The sequence below is a fragment of the Ewingella sp. C233 genome, from assembly GCF_055407225.1.
The window spans coordinates 101,016-120,074 of sequence record NZ_JBUZRI010000002.1; the positions used below are offsets into that span (position 1 = coordinate 101,016).

The window sequence follows — 19,059 nt, forward strand, 5'->3', positions numbered from 1 at the left end:
AGGGCACGATATTTCGTGCCCACTTTCCTGCTGTCACTTCAGACTATCAGAAACGGAAAGTCGCGGTGGCGACAACCTGGCGATCGGAGCCCCAGTAACAGGCATAATCGCGGTAGCAGCTGGCAACATACTCGCGGTCCAGCAGATTGTTGATGTTCACCCCGACTGAAGAGCCCGGCATGCCGAAGCGGCCCAGATCATACTTCACGGTGGCATCAACCAGCGTGTACGCCGCGACGTCGAAGGTCTCGTTGTTCTTGTCACCGGTGGTGTAGAAGCTTGAGCTATCACCGACATAACGCACACCGGAACCCACGGTCAGGCCGCTAAGTGCCGTTTCGTGGAAGGTGTAATCCGCCCACAGGGACGCCATATTGCGCGGCACTTCGGTCGGGCGTTTGCCCTGATAGTTGGTATCTTGCGTGTATACCGCATTGGTATAGGTGTAAGACGCCGTCACGTTGATATTGGCGTTAACTGCGGCCTTGGCTTCCAGCTCAACACCACGCGAACGGATTTCACCCGACTGAACGCTGTACAAGCTGTCAGTCGGATCCGCCGTCAGGTTATTGTTTTTAGTCAGTTGATAGACCGCAGCGGTGAGGCTAATCGGTCGATCGTTCGGAATATACTTCACACCCGCTTCGTACTGCTTACCCATTGAAGGATCGAACGGCTGACCCTGTTTGGTCGCACCCGAGTTCGGTTCAAAGGATTCGCTGTAACTGAAATATGGTGAAATACCGTTATCAAACAGATAGTTCAAACCACCACGCCAGGTGAATTGCTCATCGTTAATTTCAGCCGTAGAGCCTGTACTGCGACTTAGCGTTGAGTTTTTAGCAAAGTCATAACGACCGCCGAGAGTCAGGATCCACTGATTCCACTCCGCCTGATCTTGCGCGTACAGGCCTGTTTGTTCCTGACGGTCAACAATCTGATAGGGGGCGTCATATAAAGTAACGCCCGGATTTCCATACTGCGGCGCATTCATGTTCAGCGGATTGGCAGATCCATAATGAGCATCAATGTCATTACGCATACGCATGTAATCGACACCCATCAGCAGAGTGTGATCCACCTGAGCAGTGGCGAATTTTGCCTGTGCCTGCGTATCGACGTCAAAGTTGTTGAGTTTCTCTTTCGACTGCACATATCCACGGCTTATCTGGCCGGGAGCAATATAACCGTTGCCATAAACACTTTTATAATCGGTGTTTAGCTTGGTGTAACGCAGGTTCTGACGAAAAGTCCAGGTATCGTCCAATGCATGTGTGAAGCTGTAGCCCACCATTTTCTGGTTACGCGACATCTTGTTGGATTGCTCGCCTTCATTAAAGTCGGTAGGCAACTTGTGAGCATTACCATTAGCATCGTAATAAGGCACAACGGTACCTTCGCGCGGTAACCATCCATAAAAACCAACATCAGGTTGGTTCTGGAAGTTGCTCAGGAAAGTAAAATCAGTTTTGTCATCAGGGCGCCAGCTAAACGAAGGAGCGATTGCATAGGTTTGCTCTTTTGTCATCTGCTGCTGAGTGTCCTGACTGTGCGCCACGCCGGTCAGTCGGTATGAGTAAACGCCCGCATCATCAATGGCATCGCTGAAATCAAAACCAGTCTGATAGAGGTTGTCCGTCCCCATCTTGAACTGCACTTCTTTCAATGGTTCAGTGGTCGGACGCTTGCTGACCATCGATACCACGCCACCTGGATTGCTCTTACCGTAAAGGACCGAAGAGGGGCCGCGCAACACTTCGACACGTTCGAGGAAGTACGGATCCATCGACACTTCAGAGTAGTTGTCACCCTGCAACTTGATACCGTCGAGATACTGGTTGGTGTTCACCGAGGTGAAACCACGAATAGCCACAGCATCATAAGTTGAAGAACTGCCGCGGCTGGCGTACACGCCTGTCGTATAACCCAGTGCTTCTTTCACCGTGGACGGCTGTTTCATGTCCATCTCTTCACGCGTCACCACCGAAATAGACTGTGGCGTCTTAACGATAGGCGTGTCGGTTTTGGTGCCGGTGGCACTGTGCTTGGCGGCGATAGTCGGTGCCGGCCCCCAGGCAGATTCCGGTGCTACGTCAGCAGACGTTGTACCGGTGACTACAATGGTGTCGTCTTTTGCCGTGGTGGCGGCATTAGCCTGAAAAGCATAAGAACCCAGTGCAGCGGCGATAGTTAACGCCAGTGTGCCACGCTGAAAAGTTCCCTTTGATGAAATCAGTGAAAGAGAGCGCTGAAGTGCCATTTGTTATTCTCTGGAAATGTTTGAATGGGAATGTAAACGATAATTATTATTATGAACGTCGCATAATATGCGCATCGTATAGCCTTCCGCAAGTCTATTTAGACCCGATAAGCTGTGAGTGAATAAAAAATAACCCCATGTGAATCAGGGGTAAATGTGATGGATATATGTTCGAAACGGGTTGTGAACAACCTGAAGATCAAATGTCAGGAATGTTGCGTAAACACAAAAATGAAAAGAAAAAAGAGAGTGTCGCGCTGCGCCGTAACTGATGCCCGACAGTCAGCAGAAAAACAGAGAAACCCGCCTCTCCGCGCTGGCAATATTATTTAACAACCGGAGGCGAATAAGAGAACAACGTTGAGGATACAGCGAAAACAAAATACAGTACGCCCCCTCCCCCTCGTTGAACCGGTCCTCTGACGTCTTCAGATTGACCAGGAAAACAGAGGGATTATGAAGGCTGAAATGGAAAATCGCCGACAAGACAGATATACATATATCACACAATAAAAGTTGCATTAAATGCAGCGCATTACATTGGGAAGAATTATGCAATCCTCTGTTAGCAAAAAAGAAAGCCGGACCTTTCTCGGCCATCCTTATCCACTCAGATCTCTGTTCTTTACCGAAATGTGGGAACGGTTTTCGTTTTACGGCATTCGCCCATTACTGATCCTGTTTATGTCCGCAGCCGTCTACGACGGCGGCATGGGATTAGCGCGTGAAAACGCCTCGGCGATTGTCGGGATTTTCGCCGGCAGCATGTATCTGGCAGCCCTGCCGGGCGGCTGGCTGGCAGATAACTGGCTGGGTCAGCAAAAAGCCGTCTGGTACGGCTCACTTCTGATCGCCCTCGGTCACCTGTCGATCGCGCTGTCCGCCTTTATGGGCGACAACCTGTTCTTTATCGGTCTGATGTTTATCGTGCTGGGTTCCGGCCTGTTCAAAACCTGTATTTCGGTCATGGTCGGAACCCTGTATAAGAAGGGTGACAACCGCCGTGACGGGGGTTTCTCGCTGTTCTATATGGGCATCAACATGGGTTCGTTTATCGCCCCGCTGATCTCAGGCTGGTTGATCCGTTCCCACGGCTGGCACTGGGGCTTCGGCATTGGCGGTATCGGTATGCTGGTCGCGCTGGTGATCTTCCGCGCCTTTGCCGTACCGGCGATGAAACGCTATGACCGCGAAGTCGGTCTGGACTCCACCTGGAACAGCCCGGTCGCGAAGAAAAATGGCGTCGGCGCATGGTTGATTGCACTGGCCATCGGCGTCGCGGTGATCGTCACCCTGATTGCTCAGGGCATTATCGTGATTAATCCGCTGGCCGTCGCCAGTATGCTGGTTTACGTGATTGCCGCCTCGGTAACGCTGTACTTCATTTACCTATTTGTGTTTGCCGGGCTGAGCCGCAAAGAGCGTGCGCGCCTGCTGGTCTGTTTCATCCTGCTGGTGTCCGCCGCCTTCTTCTGGTCGGCCTTCGAACAGAAACCGACCTCATTCAACCTGTTTGCCAACGACTATACCCAACGCATGATCGGCGACTTTGAGATCCCCGCGGTGTGGTTCCAGTCGGTCAACGCCCTGTTTATTATTTTGCTGGCGCCGATCTTCAGCTGGGCATGGCCCGCCCTGGCACGTAACAAAGTCCATCTGAGCAGCATCACTAAGTTTGTTATCGGTATTCTGTTTGCGGCGGCGGGCTTTGGCCTGATGATGCTGGCGGCGCAAAACGTACTGAGCAACGGTGGCGCGGGTGTCTCCCCGTGGTGGCTGGTGGGCAGTATTCTGATGCTGACGCTGGGTGAGCTGTGCCTTAGCCCAATCGGCTTGGCGACAATGACCCTGCTGGCACCGGCAAGAATGCGCGGCCAGATGATGGGCCTGTGGTTCTGTGCCAGTGCGCTGGGTAATCTGGCGGCCGGTTTGATTGGTGGTCATGTGAAAGCCGATCAGTTGGACATGCTGCCTAATCTCTTCGCACGCTGCTCGATTGCGCTGCTGATCTGCGCTGCGGTGCTGACTCTGCTTATTATTCCGATCCGCCGCATGATGGAAAACAGTACTCAGAATCCGACCACGAACAGCTGATCATCTCAATATAAAAGGGCGCGAATGATATCGCGCCCTTCAGACAGACTGCTTGACCCAGAGGGTGATTAAAAGAGCGTAAATCCAGTAAGAATAGTTATCACCAAAACGATACTGGATCACCCCATCACTCTACTTTTCCTCTGATTGATATTTGGCTTTCAGCTTCGCCAATCTATCGCTATCTTTTTGAAAGAAAACAACGTTACTAAAAATGGATTTACTATTCTCATCCCTCAACTCGACTGGGACAAACTGAAGATAAGCGTCTTTGGGGAAACGGATCTTCGCCCATTTTGAGTTTGCGCCAGGTCTAAGAATCCATTGCGCTTTTTCACCAGGCTCGATCCCACCTGGAATTTCGTAACTAAAAAGTTCACTGAACCAGGGAACTTCACGCCCTGGGCTACGAATAGTAGCGATAAAACCGGCGAACGAAACCACGTGGGGTGTGCCATTTTCCACATTCATCGTGATCACAGGTTCAGCGGGTTTATTTTTTGAGATTTCGAGATGGTAATTACCCGTTGCGACGAAGGCTATTATTTTTTCAGCCTTATCGTTGAATGCCACCTTCCTTGCCTCAAGCAACTTAATCTCTTGTAATCCCTGATCTCTTTCCTTTTTTGCTTTCTCTTCTTTTACGGTCTTCGCGTAAGCGATCACTTGTTCTCCGGTTTTACCTTCCAGCGCATCACCAATTTTATGCTGTAATACAGAAGGGTCATCGGAATCTCCCGCCTGCATAAGTTCTTTCATGCTCAATTGGCTAAATGCAGCAACCTTCAACGCATCATCAAACTGCGCACGCTTATCTTCTGGCAGAGCATCACGTACCTTGGCAATGGAGGACTTCATTTTGTCTGCCGTAGAAGCATCTATTTTTGGTTCACCACAGCCAGCCAATACCAACGTAATAAGTAACGCCCCAAAAAACCTTTTCATTTCAATCTTCCCTTTAAGGTAACAAGTGCTTAAAGGGTAGCAGACAGTCATTTCGGTGCAACGAAAACCACACTTAATCAGTCACATGCTCATTTTCATCACCCATGAATGGCAGACACAAAAAGGGCGCGAATGATATCGCGCCCTTCTCTTTTTACTCAGTCTGAGTCAGGAATTACTGACCGGAACCGAACATGTCCTTAATCCAGCCAGCAACACCTTTGCCATCTTCCTGTTGCGATTGCTGTTGTTGCTGCTGTACTGCCGCCTGCGATGCCTTACACAGGCTATCCGGTGAGTCAGTCCAGACCGGAATACTGCGCGAACCACCGCCGTTACAGACGAAGTTTCCGCTGCCGTCGATGTTCATCACGCTGATGCCTTCCGGCACCTGCAGATTCAGCGGTTGCGGCATCTCATTTTCCAGATAGCGGCTGTACAACACCAGCGCACCGGTCGAACCCCAGAGTTTAGACGGACCGTTGTTGTCGCGTCCTACCCAGGTGATCGCCACCTGATTGCCATCGATACCGGCGAACCAGCTATCACGCAGTTCATTCGAGGTCCCGGTTTTCGCCGCCAGATGCAGGTTCGGGAATTTGTTCGCCAGCGCACGCGAAGTCCCTTCAGACACCACCTGCTGCATAGCGTACATAGTCAGGTACGACGCCTGAGCAGGGATGACGCGCACCGCCTGCGGGAAGCTCTGATAGAGCACCGTGCCATCTTCGGCAATCACTGAACGCACCGCCGACAGTGGCGCTTTGTTGCCGCCGCTGGCAATCGTCTGGTACTCCTGCGCCACTTCCATCGGCGTCAGGGCAATCGCCCCAAGCAGCATGGACGGCAGCTGGTTCAGCGACTCTTTCGGTACGCCGAGGTTAATCAGCTGTTTGGTGATGTTATCCAGCCCGACCGCCATACCGAGGTTCACGGTAGGCACGTTCATGGAACGCGCCAGCGCATCGACCAGCAATACCTGACCACGGAACTGATGGTCATCGTTTTTCGGTGACCACGTCTGGCCGTTAGCCAGTTTGATGGTCAGCGGCTGGTCAGCCAGTATCGTGTTCAGGCGGTATTTATCCGGCTGAGACAGCGCGGTCAGATAGGTTGCCGGTTTCGCCAGAGAACCGACCTGACGACGCGCCTGCATCGCACGGTTAAAGCCAGCGAACTGCGTTTCCGCTCCGCCAACCATCGCCCGCACTTCGCCGGTGTAGCGGTCAACAATCACCATCGCCGTTTCGATGTCATTCAGGCCGCTTTTCTTACGCAGCAGCGGAATGCCCTCTTCCACGGCTTTTTCAGCGGAATCCTGCGAGATAGGATCCAGCGTGGTGAAGATTTTCACGCCGGACATGTCCTGCACTTTGTCGCCGAGTTTGGCCTGTAGCTCGTTACGCACCATCTGCATAAAGGCAGGCTGTGGCGAAATCACGCCGCCCTTCGGCTGAACACCGAGTGGACGTGCGCTGAGCATGTCATACAGTTCCTGATCGATAACCTTCTGATTGACCAGTAAACGCAGCACTAAATTACGGCGTTCCAGCGCCAGCTTCGGGTTACGCCACGGGTTATACAGCGATGCGCCTTTCACCATACCGACTAGCAACGCCTGCTGATCCAGGCTCAGTTCATCCACCGGGCGACCGAAGTAATACAGGCTCGCCAGCGGGAAACCGCGGATCTGATCTGAACCGCTCTGGCCGAGATACACCTCATTCAGATAGAGTTCCAGAATGCGGTCTTTGCTGTAATTCGCGTCAACCAGAATCGCCATATAGGCTTCGCGCGCTTTACGGGTAAGGGAGCGTTCGTTGGTCAGGAACAGATTTTTCACCAGTTGCTGCGTCAGCGTACTGCCGCCCTGCACCGCATGACCGGCACTTAGGTTTGCCAATACCGCACGGCCAATCGCCCAGAAGTTGATACCGTCGTGCTCATAGAAATGACGGTCCTCGGTTGCCAGTAACGTGTCCACCAGCAAATCAGGGAAACCGGCACGCGGCACGAACAAGCGCTGTTCGCCGTTTGGTGACTGCAACATGGTGATCAAACGCGGATCGAGGCGGAACAGCCCGAAGTCGCGGTTGTTATCCAGATTTTTAATCTCGTCCAGATGGTCACTGGCGAAGATCAACCGGGCGTTGATCTGCCCTTCTTTGCCCTCAGGGAAATCAAACGGGCGGCGCAGCAAATCGATGCTGTTGGCCGCGACGGTAAACTCGCCCGGACGGGTGATACGCGTGACCTGACGGTATTGCGTCCCTTCCAGCAGGTTAACCATCTCTTTTTTGCTGTACGGCATGTCCGGCTCAAGGTTCACCTGACGGCCATAGACCGCCGCCGGTAACTGCCAGACTTTGCCGTCGATGCGGCCACGGATCTCAGTGTTGAGGTAGAAACCGTAAATCCCCATCAGAATGGCAAAAATAATAAACAGTTTGAACAGCAGCCAGAACCACCAGCGTTTTCTGCTGCGCGGTTTGCCGTTTTTGCCTGATTTCGCGGCTTTGCGCGGTGCAGCTTTACGCGTCATGCGCGCCCCCCGGCGGTTAGCTTGTTCTTCTTCTTCGTCATCATCCGTTTCGTGATCATCTTCGTAGTCGTTATCAAATTCTTCATCATCGTCATCCCGACGATGGCGAACGGGACGGGAGCGCGAAGGCTTGCGCCCTGCGGGTTTGCCTTTACGGCCAATCGGCTCGCGATCATCGTCAGACATGACAATTCTCCATAAAACCTGCTGTGTTCATAAATTGCGGCCTACTCTCTGCCTTGGTTCGTGTGCTGACCAGAAGAAAGGTCTGAAAAATTAAACGATTTCAGCACCTACGCTGTGGGGCGTTATTGTTGCAGCCAGTTTGGAGACGGCCAGCGCGGATGAACCGGAGCGTACACGAAGTACGTGATGATTCAGAGCACTGCCCGAGTTCAAAATGGCAAATAAAATAGCCTCGCCACTCACTGATATTTTTTCGTACGGCGCGTGGGTAATGCAATCGCGGGGTTATCCGGCCACGGGTGCTTAGGATAACGGCCTTTCATCTCTTTTTGCACGTCGCGATAAGTCCCCTGCCAGAACGCCGCTAAATCGGCGGTGATCTGTAACGGGCGCTGCGCCGGTGAGAGCAGCTCCAGCACTACCGGGACGCGGCCTTCGGCCAACATCGGGCTGCGCTCTTCGCCAAACATCTCCTGCATCCTCACGGAGAGGACCGGCGGCTGGTCAGCATGATAGCGGATTGGCAGACGGCTGCCAGTAGGAACGATGTAATGGGTGGGTAATGCGGTGTCCAGACGCTGGCGCTGATTCCAGTCCAGCAGGCGCGAAAGTGCATCGAGCAGATCCACCTGTTGCAGCGCTTTCAGCGAGCGGACGCCGCCAAGCGAAGGCAGTAGCCACTGCTCCAGCCCGTCGAGCAGACTTTCATCATCCATTGCGGGCCAGCCCGCTTCGGGCAGCCATTTCGCCGCGCAGGTCAGCCGTAAGCGCAGCTGTTCAGCGGCAACCGACCACGTAAGCGCCTGCAAGCCCTGATTACGGATCCAGTCGATCAGCGCCTGTTGTAATTCGGCGTCATCCGGCTTGGCCTGCGGATTGGCTTTGAGCACCAGCCGCCCGACCTGCCAGCGCCGCCATGCGCGCAGCGTACCCTTTTCTTCATCCCATTCGACGGCGGTTTGCTCTTTGACAATCTGCGGCAGGCGCTCTGCCAGTTGCGTTGCGTCCAGCGTTACTGCCAGTAAAATACGCGCATCCGGGCTGTTAGTCCCCTGTAGCAGCTGCGGTGCCACCAGCCAGGCGGCGCGGGTTAAGGCATCATCCTGTGGCAGGGAAGCGCCAAGGCCATTGGCCAGCAGATAGCGCCCGTCAGTGCCACGCCGCTGGGCGATGCGATCACTGAACGCGGACGCCAGCAGCCACGGCGTGAGGGAAGCATCTGCCTGACCTTTCTTGCCGGAAACCCGTTGCGCCAGCTGACTGGCGCGTCGCTGCCAGTTTCCCTGTGGGCGACTGAGCCAGTAGTCGATATCCGGCACGCCACCGCGTGGCGGCTCTTCGAGCATCGCGGCCAGCAGTGCGGCAGTGGCGAGTGCATCAGCGCCCTGTGCATCGGCGGCAATCAGCATCGCGGCCAGACGCGGGTCGCAGCCGAGTTTACCCATACGCTGGCCCGCTGCAGTCAGTTTGCCCTGCTTGTCCGTCGCGCCTAGCGAATGCAGCAGCGCTTTAGCTGCCGCCAGTGCCGGAGCGGGTGGTGCATCCAGCCAGGGAAGTTGTGCCGCATCCTGACAACCCCACTGCAATAACTCCAGCCAGAAACTGCTGAGGTCACTTTGTAAAATTTCCGCTTCAGCCTGCGCGCTGGCGCGTTCCGCTTGCTCTTTGGCAAACAGATGCCAGCACAGCCCCGGCTCCAGACGCCCGGCGCGGCCTGCACGCTGGGTCATCGAAGCCTGACTGATGCGCTGGGTGATAAGGCGGGTCAGTCCGCTGCGCGGATCAAACTGCGCACTGCGTTCCAGACCGCTGTCCACCACCAGACGGATACCTTCGATGGTCAGACTGGTTTCGGCAATGTTGGTCGCCAGCACGATTTTACGGCGGCCAGCGGCGGCGGGCTGAATAGCTTTCTGCTGTTGTTCCAGCGACAGCGCACCGTACAGCGGGCAGAGATCCACATCATTCGCCACTTTGCCCGCCAGCAGGTTCTGTACACGGGTGATCTCCCCGACGCCCGGCAGGAACAGCAGCATCGAGCCGTCTTGTTCGCTCATCAGGCGGCTGACCACGCGCGCCACGCCGTCATCCAGCCGTTCATGGCTGGCGAGCGAAAGATAATTGCGTTCAACGGGGAAACTGCGGCCTTCGGAGATTATCACCGGTGCATCCGGCAACAACGGTGCAAGGCGCACATTGTCGAGCGTGGCCGACATGATCAGTATTTTGAGGTCATCGCGCAGGGCATTTTGCACATCAAGCAGCAGCGCCAGCGCCAGATCGGCCTGCAGGCTACGCTCGTGGAATTCATCGAGGATCACCAGCGATACGCCGCTAAGTTCCGGATCAGCCTGCACCATACGGGTCAGAATGCCTTCGGTGACCACTTCGAGCCTTGTGCCAGCGCTGGTTTTGCTTTCCGCACGCATCCGGTAGCCGACGGTCTGGCCGGGCGTTTCTCCCAACTGCTGCGCCAGACGGAACGCCACATTTTTCGCAGCCAGACGGCGCGGCTCAAGCAGCAAGATTTTGCCGGGCAAAGAGGCCTGTTGCAGCAACTGCAACGGCAACCAGGTCGATTTACCTGCACCGGTCGGCGCCAGCAATAACACCTGCGGCGCTTTGCGTAATGCGGCTAATAGCGGTTCAAGTACGGCACTCACCGGCAAAGAAGAAGACAATGAAAAACCCCATATGATTTGATTTAAAGCGCCAGCATTGTAGCATCTGTGCCTGCTTATGCCGCCAGGAACCCGAAATGTCAGCTCAACGTCGACTGTTTTTTGCTCTGTCACTGCCGCCTGAATTACAAAAACAGGTGATTCAGTGGCGGGCCGACACCTTTCCTGCCGATACCGGACGCCCTATTGCCGCCGCCAACCTGCACCTGACGCTGGCGTTTCTGGGAGAAGTGAGCGAGCAGAAAGAAGCCGCTTTGCGCAGCGTCGCAGGGAGAATCGAGGCCAAAGGCTTTAGTTTGCAGGTAGACGACGCCGGACACTGGCCCGGTGCGGGCGTGGTTTGGCTCGGCACCCGCCGCGCACCGCGTGCATTGCTGCAACTGGCCGACGTCCTGCGTTCCCACGCCGCGCGTAACGGCTGCTATCAAAACACCCTGCCGTTTCATCCGCATATTTCATTATTCCGCGCGGCAACGCGTCCGGTGGCGGTTCCACCCGCCACGCCAAACTGGACGCTGGACGCCAAAACGTTCGGGCTCTATCAGTCAATTTATGAGCGTGGCCGCACGCGCTACTCTCTGCTGCAAAGCTGGCCGCTGCCTGCACCGCTTGCCTAATTGGAATCAGGAACCGTCATGCATTTCGATCCCCCGCTGCAATCTGCAACCCTTATCAAACGTTACAAACGTTTTTTGGCCGATGTCGTGACACCGGAGGGCCGGGAGTTGACGCTGCACTGCGCCAATACCGGCGCCATGACTGGCTGCGCCACGCCGGGCGATACCGTGTGGTATTCAACTTCCGATAACCCGAAACGCAAGTATGCCCACAGTTGGGAGATAACCCAGACGCAGGCGGGAGACTGGATTTGCGTGAACACGCTGCGGGCCAACCAGGTTGTGCGGGAGGCGCTGGAAGCCGATAACATTCCAGAATTATCCGCTTACAGTAAGTTGAGCACTGAGGTTAAATACGGCGCCGAAAACAGCCGTATTGACCTTATGTTACAGGCGGATAATCGTTCTGACTGCTATATTGAAGTGAAATCTGTCACCTTGCTGCAACATGGATGCGGCTTCTTCCCCGACGCAGTCACGCTGCGTGGCCAGAAGCATTTACGCGAGCTGCAAGCGATGGCGGAACAGGGACAGCGAGCCGTACTTTTTTTCGCTGTATTGCATTCAGGCATTGAAAGCGTCTCTCCCGCACACCATATTGATCCGCGTTACGCAGAATTGCTGACGCAGGTACAACAAAGCGGTGTCGAAGTGATGTGTTACGGTGCCAAACTTTCTGCAGAGGGTGTCCGCCTCGCAGAAAGTTTACCTCTGGCTAACCGCCAGTTTGTCGGATAACCCCTGTTATAACAGCCATCGGCGGCTATACAAAAGGGTACGCGAATACGCTTTTCCTCACAGTGCTGTCAAGTACCTGCGAGGAATAATTGCTTACCTCGTTACCTTCTGGTATTTATAGCGGCCTGATTTTTTCCCCCTTTTGGGGATCGAAGTACTCAGCATCATTTGAATTACCGCAAAGCGGCTAACGCAGCAGTAACATAAAGGATGATGGGTATAGTGCGTTTTATGTAGGAGAAGCATCATGCAAGAAGGGCAACCCCGTAAGACATCGTCCTTGAGCATTCTCGCCATCGCTGGGGTAGAACCATACCAAGAGAAGCCAGGCGAAGAGTACATGAACAGCGCTCAGCTGACCCACTTCAAAAAGATTCTTGAAGCGTGGCGCAATCAGCTCAGGGATGAAGTTGACCGTACCGTTACGCATATGCAGGACGAAGCTGCAAACTTCCCGGATCCGGTAGACCGTGCCGCTCAGGAAGAAGAATTCAGCCTTGAACTGCGTAACCGCGATCGCGAACGTAAGCTGATTAAAAAGATTGAAAAAACACTGAAAAAAGTGGAAGACGAGGATTTCGGTTACTGCGATTCCTGTGGCGTTGAGATCGGCATCCGCCGCCTCGAAGCACGTCCTACCGCCGATTTGTGCATTGACTGTAAGACATTGGCTGAAATCCGCGAAAAGCAGATGGCTGGTTAAGTCTCGGGTCCCACGCGGTGCGTCATGCATGCACCGCGTTCCCTTTATAGAAGATGTTCCTGTCCTATGTCTGATTCCCGTTCTGTGCTGCGCTACGTTGGCCGCTTTGCACCCTCGCCCTCCGGCGTTCTCCATTTTGGTTCCCTGATTGCCGCCCTCGGCAGCTATCTGCACGCCCGTTCTCTGCAGGGCCGCTGGCTGGTGCGCATTGATGACCTTGATCCTCCACGCGAGATCCCCGGTTCTGCCGACAGCATTCTGGCGACGCTGGACCGTTTCGGGCTGCACTGGGATGGCGAAATCGTCTGGCAGTCAAAACGTCATGACGCTTACCGTGCCGCGCTGGAGATATTACGCCAGCAGGGGTTGAGCTATTACTGCACCTGTACCCGTCAGCGCATCGCCCAACTGGGTGGCAGCTACGACGGGCACTGCCGTGATTTAGCCCTCGGGCCGGAAAACGCCGCTATCCGTTTGCGCCAGACGCGCCCGGTTTATGCGTTTGACGATGATTTTCAGGGACAACTTCACGCCACCGCCGCGCTTGCTGAAGAGGATTTTATCGTGCGGCGCCGCGACGGGCTTTTCGCTTATAATCTGGCGGTAGTGGTGGATGATCACTATCAGGGCGTGAACCATATTGTCCGCGGTGCGGATTTAATTGAGCCCACCGTGCGGCAAATATCGCTTTATCAGCACTTAGGCTACCCGCTGCCGGGTTATTTGCATCTGCCGCTGGCGGTAAATGCAAACGGGGATAAACTCTCCAAACAGAATCATGCTCCCGCCTTACCCGAAGGGGATCCCCGTCCGGTCTTGTTGAAAGCGTTACAATTTTTAGGCCAACCGGTGCCAGAAAACTGGCAGGATCTGCCATTAGATTTATTATTACGCTGGGCGACGAAACACTGGACGCCAGCACAGATGCCGCGCCAGGATGCGAAAGCTCCGGCAGATTTGAGTTCGGCATTCTCAAAGTAGTCAGTGTGAGCTATGATTAGCCGCTGTTTTTGCGTCGCGTCATTTTTATCAGTCACTATCGAGGTGTCCCATTTTTACCCGAGTAGCCAATTTTTGCCGTAAGGTGCTAGTTCGTGAAGACAAAGTCATTCGTGAAGAATCCGCGGTGCCTGAACAGGCCCCTCTTCGTGAAGATAAAACCCGTCGCGATACAACGCCCGTGGCTGAAGGCAACGTGAAAACGGCCCCAGCCCCACGCCGCGAACGCAGCGGCAGCCGTGATAACCGTGGCCGCCGGGATGAAAACGCTCACCGCAGTGATCGGGGTGACCGCCGCAACAATGGCTCATCGCAGAGCACCGGCCCGCGTAACAATGCGAACCGCCGCCCGGCCACCGAATCGCCACGTGGCGAACGTCAGCCCATTATTGAGCGCTATGTCACTGAGCATCCGTCCAAACCGCGTGCGTCATTTGACTACGCCGGTGAGACGCGTGCCATCACCATTATTCCGCGCGACGAGCACAATATTTCCCGTCGTGATATCAGCGAAAACGCCCTGAAAGTCCTCTACCGTCTCAACAAGTCTGGCTATGAAGCCTATCTGGTCGGCGGCGGCGTGCGTGATTTGCTGCTGGAAAAGAAACCCAAAGATTTTGATATCACCACCAACGCCACGCCGGATCAGGTTCGCAAACTGTTCCGCAATTGCCGCCTGGTCGGTCGTCGTTTCCGCCTGGCACACGTGATGTTCGGGCCGGAAATCATTGAAGTCGCGACCTTCCGTGGTCACCATGAACAGCTGGAAGAAGAGCCTGAAGACAAGAACTCCTCCCAGCAGGCCGTTAACGGGATGCTGCTGCGCGACAACATTTTCGGCACTATCGAAGACGATGCCCAGCGCCGCGATTTCACCATCAACAGCCTGTACTACGGCGTTGCCGATTTCACCGTTCGTGATTACACCGGTGGTCTGCGTGATCTGGAGAACGGCATTATCCGCCTGATTGGCGACCCGGAAACCCGCTACCGCGAAGATCCGGTGCGTATGCTGCGCGCCGTGCGTTTCGCCGCAAAACTGGACATGAAAATCAGCCCGGAAACGGCTGAGCCGATCCCGCGTCTGGCGACCCTGTTACAAGAGATCCCGCCCGCCCGTCTGTTTGAAGAGTCGCTGAAATTATTGCAGTCCGGTTATGGTCATCAGACCTACCTGAAACTGTGCGAATACCAGTTGTTCCAGCCGCTGTTCCCGCTGATTGCCAGCCAGTTCACCGAGCAGGGCGACAGCCCGATGGAACGCATTCTGATTCAGGTGCTCAAAAACACTGACTTCCGTCTGCAAAACGATCAGCGCGTCAATCCGGCATTCCTGTTCGCCGCCATGCTGTGGTATCCGGTGATTGAACATGCGCAAAAGCTCGCGCAGGAAGGCGGTCTGACCTATTACGATGCGTTCTCGCTGGCGATGAACGACGTGCTCGACGAGCAGTGCCGCTCACTGGCCATCCCGAAACGTATTACCACGCTGGTGCGTGACATCTGGGCGCTGCAACTGCGTCTGTCCCGCCGTCAGGGTAAACGTGCGCACAAGCTGATGGAACATCCTAAGTTCCGCGCCGCCTTTGATTTACTGGCGCTACGTGCAGAAGTGGAACAGCATCGTGAACTGCAAAGCCTCACCGAATGGTGGAGCGAGTTCCAGGAAGCGACACCGGCGTCGCAGAAAAACATGCTGGGTACGCTGGGCGATGATGTCGCGCCACGCCGCACCCGCACGCGCCGTCCGCGCAAACGGGCCCCCCGTAAGGAAAGCGGCGAATGATCCGGGTCTACATTGCGCTCGGCAGTAATCTTGCTAAGCCTGTAGACCAGGTTAACTGTGCGCTGGAAGCTCTGGCGCACATGCCCCGCACCAAACTGGTGGTCTGTTCCCCGTTTTACCGCAGTAAACCGCTTGGCCCGCAAAACCAACCTGATTTTCTCAACGCCGTGGTCGCGCTCGATACCCAGTTACCTCCAGAAGAGCTGCTCGACGCCACTCAGGCGATTGAACAGAATCAGGGGCGAGTACGTAAGGCTGAACGCTGGGGGCCGCGTACGCTAGATTTAGACATGCTGCTGTACGGCAATCAGGTGATCGCCACCGAACGGTTAACTGTGCCGCATTATGATATGAAGAACCGCGGATTCATGCTTTACCCGCTGGCGGACATTGCTGCGGAACTGGTTTTTCCCGATGGTGAATCCTTACAGGAAATCCTGACCCGCGTCCCCCGCAATGGTCTGGAACGCTGGTAATACCCGCCTTATTCTGCCCGAACTTCTACCTGCAACCCCCCTTCCGCCCGGTTACGATATGCCACGCGAAGCCCGTGCAACTGTGCGATGCGTTTCACAATCGATACTCCCAGCCCGCTGCCGGTCTGCTCCTGGCCCGGCGGACGGTAAAAACGCTCGCCCAGCCTTGCCAGATGTTCATCTGAAATCCCCGGCCCCTGATCTTCAACGTCAATCCCCTGCCCGCTCAGGCGTACGGTCACGACCGAACCTGACGGTGAATAGCGCACCGCGTTGTCCACCAGATTACGCAGCATCAGTGACAACAACAGAGATTGCCCTTCCATCGCGGCTGGTGTGCCGGTCTGTTCAAACCGTAATGCGATGCCTTTGGCGTGGGCGGCGGCATCCTGCGCGCCTAAGGTTTGGGAAATCAGTCCGGCCCAGTCAATGTGTTCCAGCTCATCAAGAATGCCGAAAGATTCAAGCCGGGAGAGTGTCAGAAGCTGATCGACCAGCCGTGTGGCGCGGTCAATGCTGGTTGTGAGATTTTGCAACGCATGTTCGCGCATCTCTGTGTCATCACCGGAAAGCTGCGCCACTTCTGTCTGTACCCGCAGCGCGGCCAGGGGGCTACGCAGTTCATGGGCTGCGTCTGAGGTAAAACGTCGCTCGCGTACCAGCATATCGCCGGTGCGTGTGAACAGAGAGTTAAGGGATTCCACCAGCGGCAGCACTTCGCAGGGCACCCGGTCGGTAGAGATAGGTGAGGCATCTTCTGGCGCACGGCGGTGGAGATCGTCCGCCACACGGCGCAGCGGGCGCAGTTCCAGACCAATAATCACCATCATTGCCAGCAGCAATATTGGCAAACAGCCCAGCCACGGCAGCAGTTGCCCCGAGACCAGATTCCAGGCCATATCGTTGCGGTAATCGTATTCCTGGCCGACGGCAATGCGAAAACGGCCATCGGCGGTGGTCAGCCACAGCAGACGCCATTGGTCGTCGTCGTTATTGATTTGACTGTCGGTAAAACCCTGAATATTTTTATCAAAGCGGATCTTTTTGCTATTTTCGCCGTCGTTAAGCAGCATTTTTCCTTGCAGATCAAAGATGGCAAACGTCAGGGCGTCCTCATCGGTGTGGCCGCGCTCACCTTTACGCACCAGCTTTTTAGTCTCAGGCAGGCGGACTTCATGATTCTGCAGCAGCATATCGCCCACGCCGGTGGCGGCCAGTCGCTTAGCAAACAGCATCTGCTGCGTATCAAAGACTTCGTTGATGTTGTGTCGGGTCTGATGCCAGGCCACGACCGATGCCACCAGCCAGGTGACCAGCGCCAGCATGCCAAACAGCAGGATCAGACGCAGACGCAGGCTGAGACTCCTGAAACGTGGCTTCACGCATTTTCTCCCGCGGCGTTGTCTGTCGCTTCTGTCACGGCGTCCCCCAGCGTATAACCGACGCCGTGCACGGTGCGGATAAAACCGTTGCCCAGCTTTTTACGCAGATGGTGAATATGCACTTCGACGGCGTTGCTGCTGACTTCATCATCCCAGTTATAGAGTTTTTCCTGAATCAGCGGACGCGGTAATACGCGGCCTTTATTGTTGAGGAACAGCTCCAGCACCGTGATTTCACGCGGCGTCAGAACCACAGGCTCGCCGTTGAAGGCTACGCTGCGCAGCGCCGGGTCAAATTCCAGCATACCGTGGGTAATTTTAGGCGTAATTTGCCCGTGACGGCGGCGGATCAGCGCCTGCAAACGTGCTGCCACTTCCACCAGTGCAAAGGGCTTACACAGATAATCATCGGCTCCGGCCTGTAACCCGTCGACCCGCTGCTCAAGGGCATCACGGGCAGTGAGGATCAGTATCGGCGTATCTTTTCCGGCCTGACGCCACTCTTTAAGCAGCTGCATTCCGTCCATTCCGGGCAGGCTGAGATCGAGGATCACGGCATCATAAGGTGCGCTGTCGAGCGCCGCTTTGCCGACCAGTCCGTCGGTGAACCAGTCCAGCGTAAAGCCCAGTTTCCCCAGCCCGGCGCGGATGCCGTCGCCGATCATCTTGTCATCTTCTATCAGCAGAATGCGCATTTTCCCCTCAATATCATCAGATCTTCCATGTCCCTATTATACGCCAGGCTTATTAAGCGGTTCTTAAGATGTTCGGAACTTCGCTACCTGCTTATCAGGTCATACAGTAGAATGTTCGCAAGATATTCACCGTATGAATTGTTCACAGGAAGATCCCATGAAAGCTACCACCCTGAGTCAGTTACGCCAGTGGAAAGAAGACAACCATAAATTCGCGACCCTCACCGCCTACGACTCCAGCTTTGCCCAACTGTTCGCTGAGCAGGGCATCAACGTGATGCTGGTCGGCGATTCACTCGGCATGGTCATGCAGGGCAATGATTCCACCCTGCCGGTGACTGTTGAAGAGATTGCCTACCACACCCGCTCGGTGCGCCGTGGTGCACCGCTGGCGTTGCTGCTGGCTGACCTGCCATTTATGACGTATGCCACGCCTGAGCAGGCTTTTGCCAGCGCCGCCGTGCTGATGCGTGCCGGTGCTAACATGGTAAAACTGGAGGGCGGAAGCTGGCTGTGCGACACGGTGAGAATGCTCACCGAGCGCGCCGTACCGGTGTGCGGCCATCTGGGCCTGACGCCGCAGTCCGTGAACATTTTCGGCGGGTATAAAGTCCAGGGTCGGGACGAAGTCGCCGCTAATCTGTTAGTCAAAGATGCGCTGGCGCTGGAAGAGGCAGGATTGCAGCTTCTGGTACTGGAGTGCGTCCCGGTAGAATTAGCCCGCCGCGTCACAGCAGAGCTGTCGATTCCGGTGATTGGCATCGGTGCCGGTAACGTCACCGACGGCCAGATTTTAGTAATGCAGGATGCGCTGGGTATTACCAGCGGCCATACCGCAAAATTTGTTAAAGATTTTCTTAGCGAAGCCGGTGATATTCGCAGCGCCGTGCGCCTTTATGTCGATCAGGTTGCTCAGGGAATTTATCCGGGCGAAGAACACAGCTTTAAATAAGAA

14 protein-coding genes are annotated in these 19,059 nt (G+C 55.2%); 8 read left to right on the forward strand and 6 right to left on the reverse strand.

Going from position 1 to position 19,059, the window contains the following annotated elements; all coding sequences use genetic code 11:
- Positions 1 to 46: 46 nt before the first annotated feature.
- A complete protein-coding gene (fhuA, locus tag ACZRKO_RS12735) occupies positions 47 to 2,260 on the reverse strand; it encodes a ferrichrome porin FhuA (protein WP_463737632.1) in 2,214 nt (737 codons plus the stop codon).
- A 552-nt stretch (positions 2,261 to 2,812) separates the two neighbouring features.
- On the opposite strand from fhuA, the gene ACZRKO_RS12740 reads away from it, so the two are divergent.
- Positions 2,813 to 4,354: a peptide MFS transporter gene (locus ACZRKO_RS12740; protein ID WP_463737633.1), complete on the forward strand. Its 1,542-nt coding sequence runs from the start codon at positions 2,813 to 2,815 to the stop codon at positions 4,352 to 4,354.
- 132 nt (positions 4,355 to 4,486) lie between these two features.
- On the opposite strand, the gene ACZRKO_RS12745 is transcribed toward ACZRKO_RS12740, so the two are convergent.
- From ACZRKO_RS12745 to hrpB, 3 genes are all read right to left on the reverse strand, one after another.
- Entirely contained in the window at positions 4,487 to 5,299 is an 813-nt protein-coding gene (locus tag ACZRKO_RS12745; RefSeq protein ID WP_463737634.1) for a DUF6694 family lipoprotein, read from the reverse strand.
- A 175-nt stretch (positions 5,300 to 5,474) separates the two neighbouring features.
- Positions 5,475 to 8,027 carry a bifunctional glycosyl transferase/transpeptidase gene (mrcB, locus tag ACZRKO_RS12750; protein ID WP_463737635.1) on the reverse strand — a complete coding sequence of 851 codons (2,553 nt, stop codon included), beginning with the start codon at positions 8,025 to 8,027 and terminating at the stop codon, positions 5,475 to 5,477.
- A gap of 239 nt (positions 8,028 to 8,266) precedes the next feature.
- Complete coding sequence (gene hrpB / locus ACZRKO_RS12755; RefSeq protein WP_463737636.1) at positions 8,267 to 10,708, reverse strand: ATP-dependent helicase HrpB; 2,442 nt, start codon at positions 10,706 to 10,708, stop codon at positions 8,267 to 8,269.
- A gap of 77 nt (positions 10,709 to 10,785) precedes the next feature.
- On the opposite strand from hrpB, the gene thpR reads away from it, so the two are divergent.
- The 6 genes from thpR (at position 10,786) to folK (ending at position 16,027) form a co-directional block, all read left to right on the forward strand.
- Complete coding sequence (thpR, locus tag ACZRKO_RS12760; protein WP_463737637.1) at positions 10,786 to 11,325, forward strand: RNA 2',3'-cyclic phosphodiesterase; 540 nt, start codon at positions 10,786 to 10,788, stop codon at positions 11,323 to 11,325.
- Between the two features lie 18 nt (positions 11,326 to 11,343).
- Positions 11,344 to 12,063, forward strand: coding sequence for a DNA/RNA nuclease SfsA (sfsA, locus tag ACZRKO_RS12765; protein ID WP_463737638.1), 720 nt, complete (start codon positions 11,344 to 11,346; stop codon positions 12,061 to 12,063).
- A 247-nt stretch (positions 12,064 to 12,310) separates the two neighbouring features.
- The gene (dksA, locus tag ACZRKO_RS12770; protein ID WP_463737639.1) at positions 12,311 to 12,766 is read left to right on the forward strand and encodes an RNA polymerase-binding protein DksA; all 456 of its coding nucleotides are present in this window, start codon (positions 12,311 to 12,313) and stop codon (positions 12,764 to 12,766) included.
- A gap of 66 nt (positions 12,767 to 12,832) precedes the next feature.
- Entirely contained in the window at positions 12,833 to 13,747 is a 915-nt protein-coding gene (gluQRS, locus tag ACZRKO_RS12775; RefSeq protein WP_463737640.1) for a tRNA glutamyl-Q(34) synthetase GluQRS, read from the forward strand.
- 478 nt (positions 13,748 to 14,225) lie between these two features.
- Positions 14,226 to 15,551 carry a polynucleotide adenylyltransferase PcnB gene (pcnB, locus tag ACZRKO_RS12780; RefSeq protein WP_463738093.1) on the forward strand — a complete coding sequence of 442 codons (1,326 nt, stop codon included), beginning with the start codon at positions 14,226 to 14,228 and terminating at the stop codon, positions 15,549 to 15,551.
- The gene (gene folK, locus ACZRKO_RS12785) at positions 15,548 to 16,027 is read left to right on the forward strand and encodes a 2-amino-4-hydroxy-6-hydroxymethyldihydropteridine diphosphokinase (RefSeq protein ID WP_463737641.1); all 480 of its coding nucleotides are present in this window, start codon (positions 15,548 to 15,550) and stop codon (positions 16,025 to 16,027) included. The genes pcnB and folK overlap by 4 nt, the downstream gene beginning before the upstream one ends.
- Before the next feature lie 8 nt (positions 16,028 to 16,035).
- Here the strand turns inward: folK and qseC are convergent, their stop codons facing one another.
- Positions 16,036 to 17,409: a quorum sensing histidine kinase QseC gene (gene qseC / locus ACZRKO_RS12790; protein WP_463737642.1), complete on the reverse strand. Its 1,374-nt coding sequence runs from the start codon at positions 17,407 to 17,409 to the stop codon at positions 16,036 to 16,038.
- On the reverse strand, positions 17,406 to 18,104 hold the full coding sequence (qseB, locus tag ACZRKO_RS12795; RefSeq protein WP_463737643.1) for a quorum sensing response regulator transcription factor QseB: 699 nt from the start codon (positions 18,102 to 18,104) through the stop codon (positions 17,406 to 17,408). The genes qseC and qseB overlap by 4 nt, the downstream gene beginning before the upstream one ends.
- A 157-nt stretch (positions 18,105 to 18,261) precedes the next feature.
- Between qseB and panB the strand changes: the two genes are divergently transcribed.
- Positions 18,262 to 19,056, forward strand: a complete 795-nt coding sequence (panB, locus tag ACZRKO_RS12800) for a 3-methyl-2-oxobutanoate hydroxymethyltransferase (RefSeq protein ID WP_463737644.1) — start codon at positions 18,262 to 18,264, stop codon at positions 19,054 to 19,056.
- Positions 19,057 to 19,059: the final 3 nt, after the last annotated feature.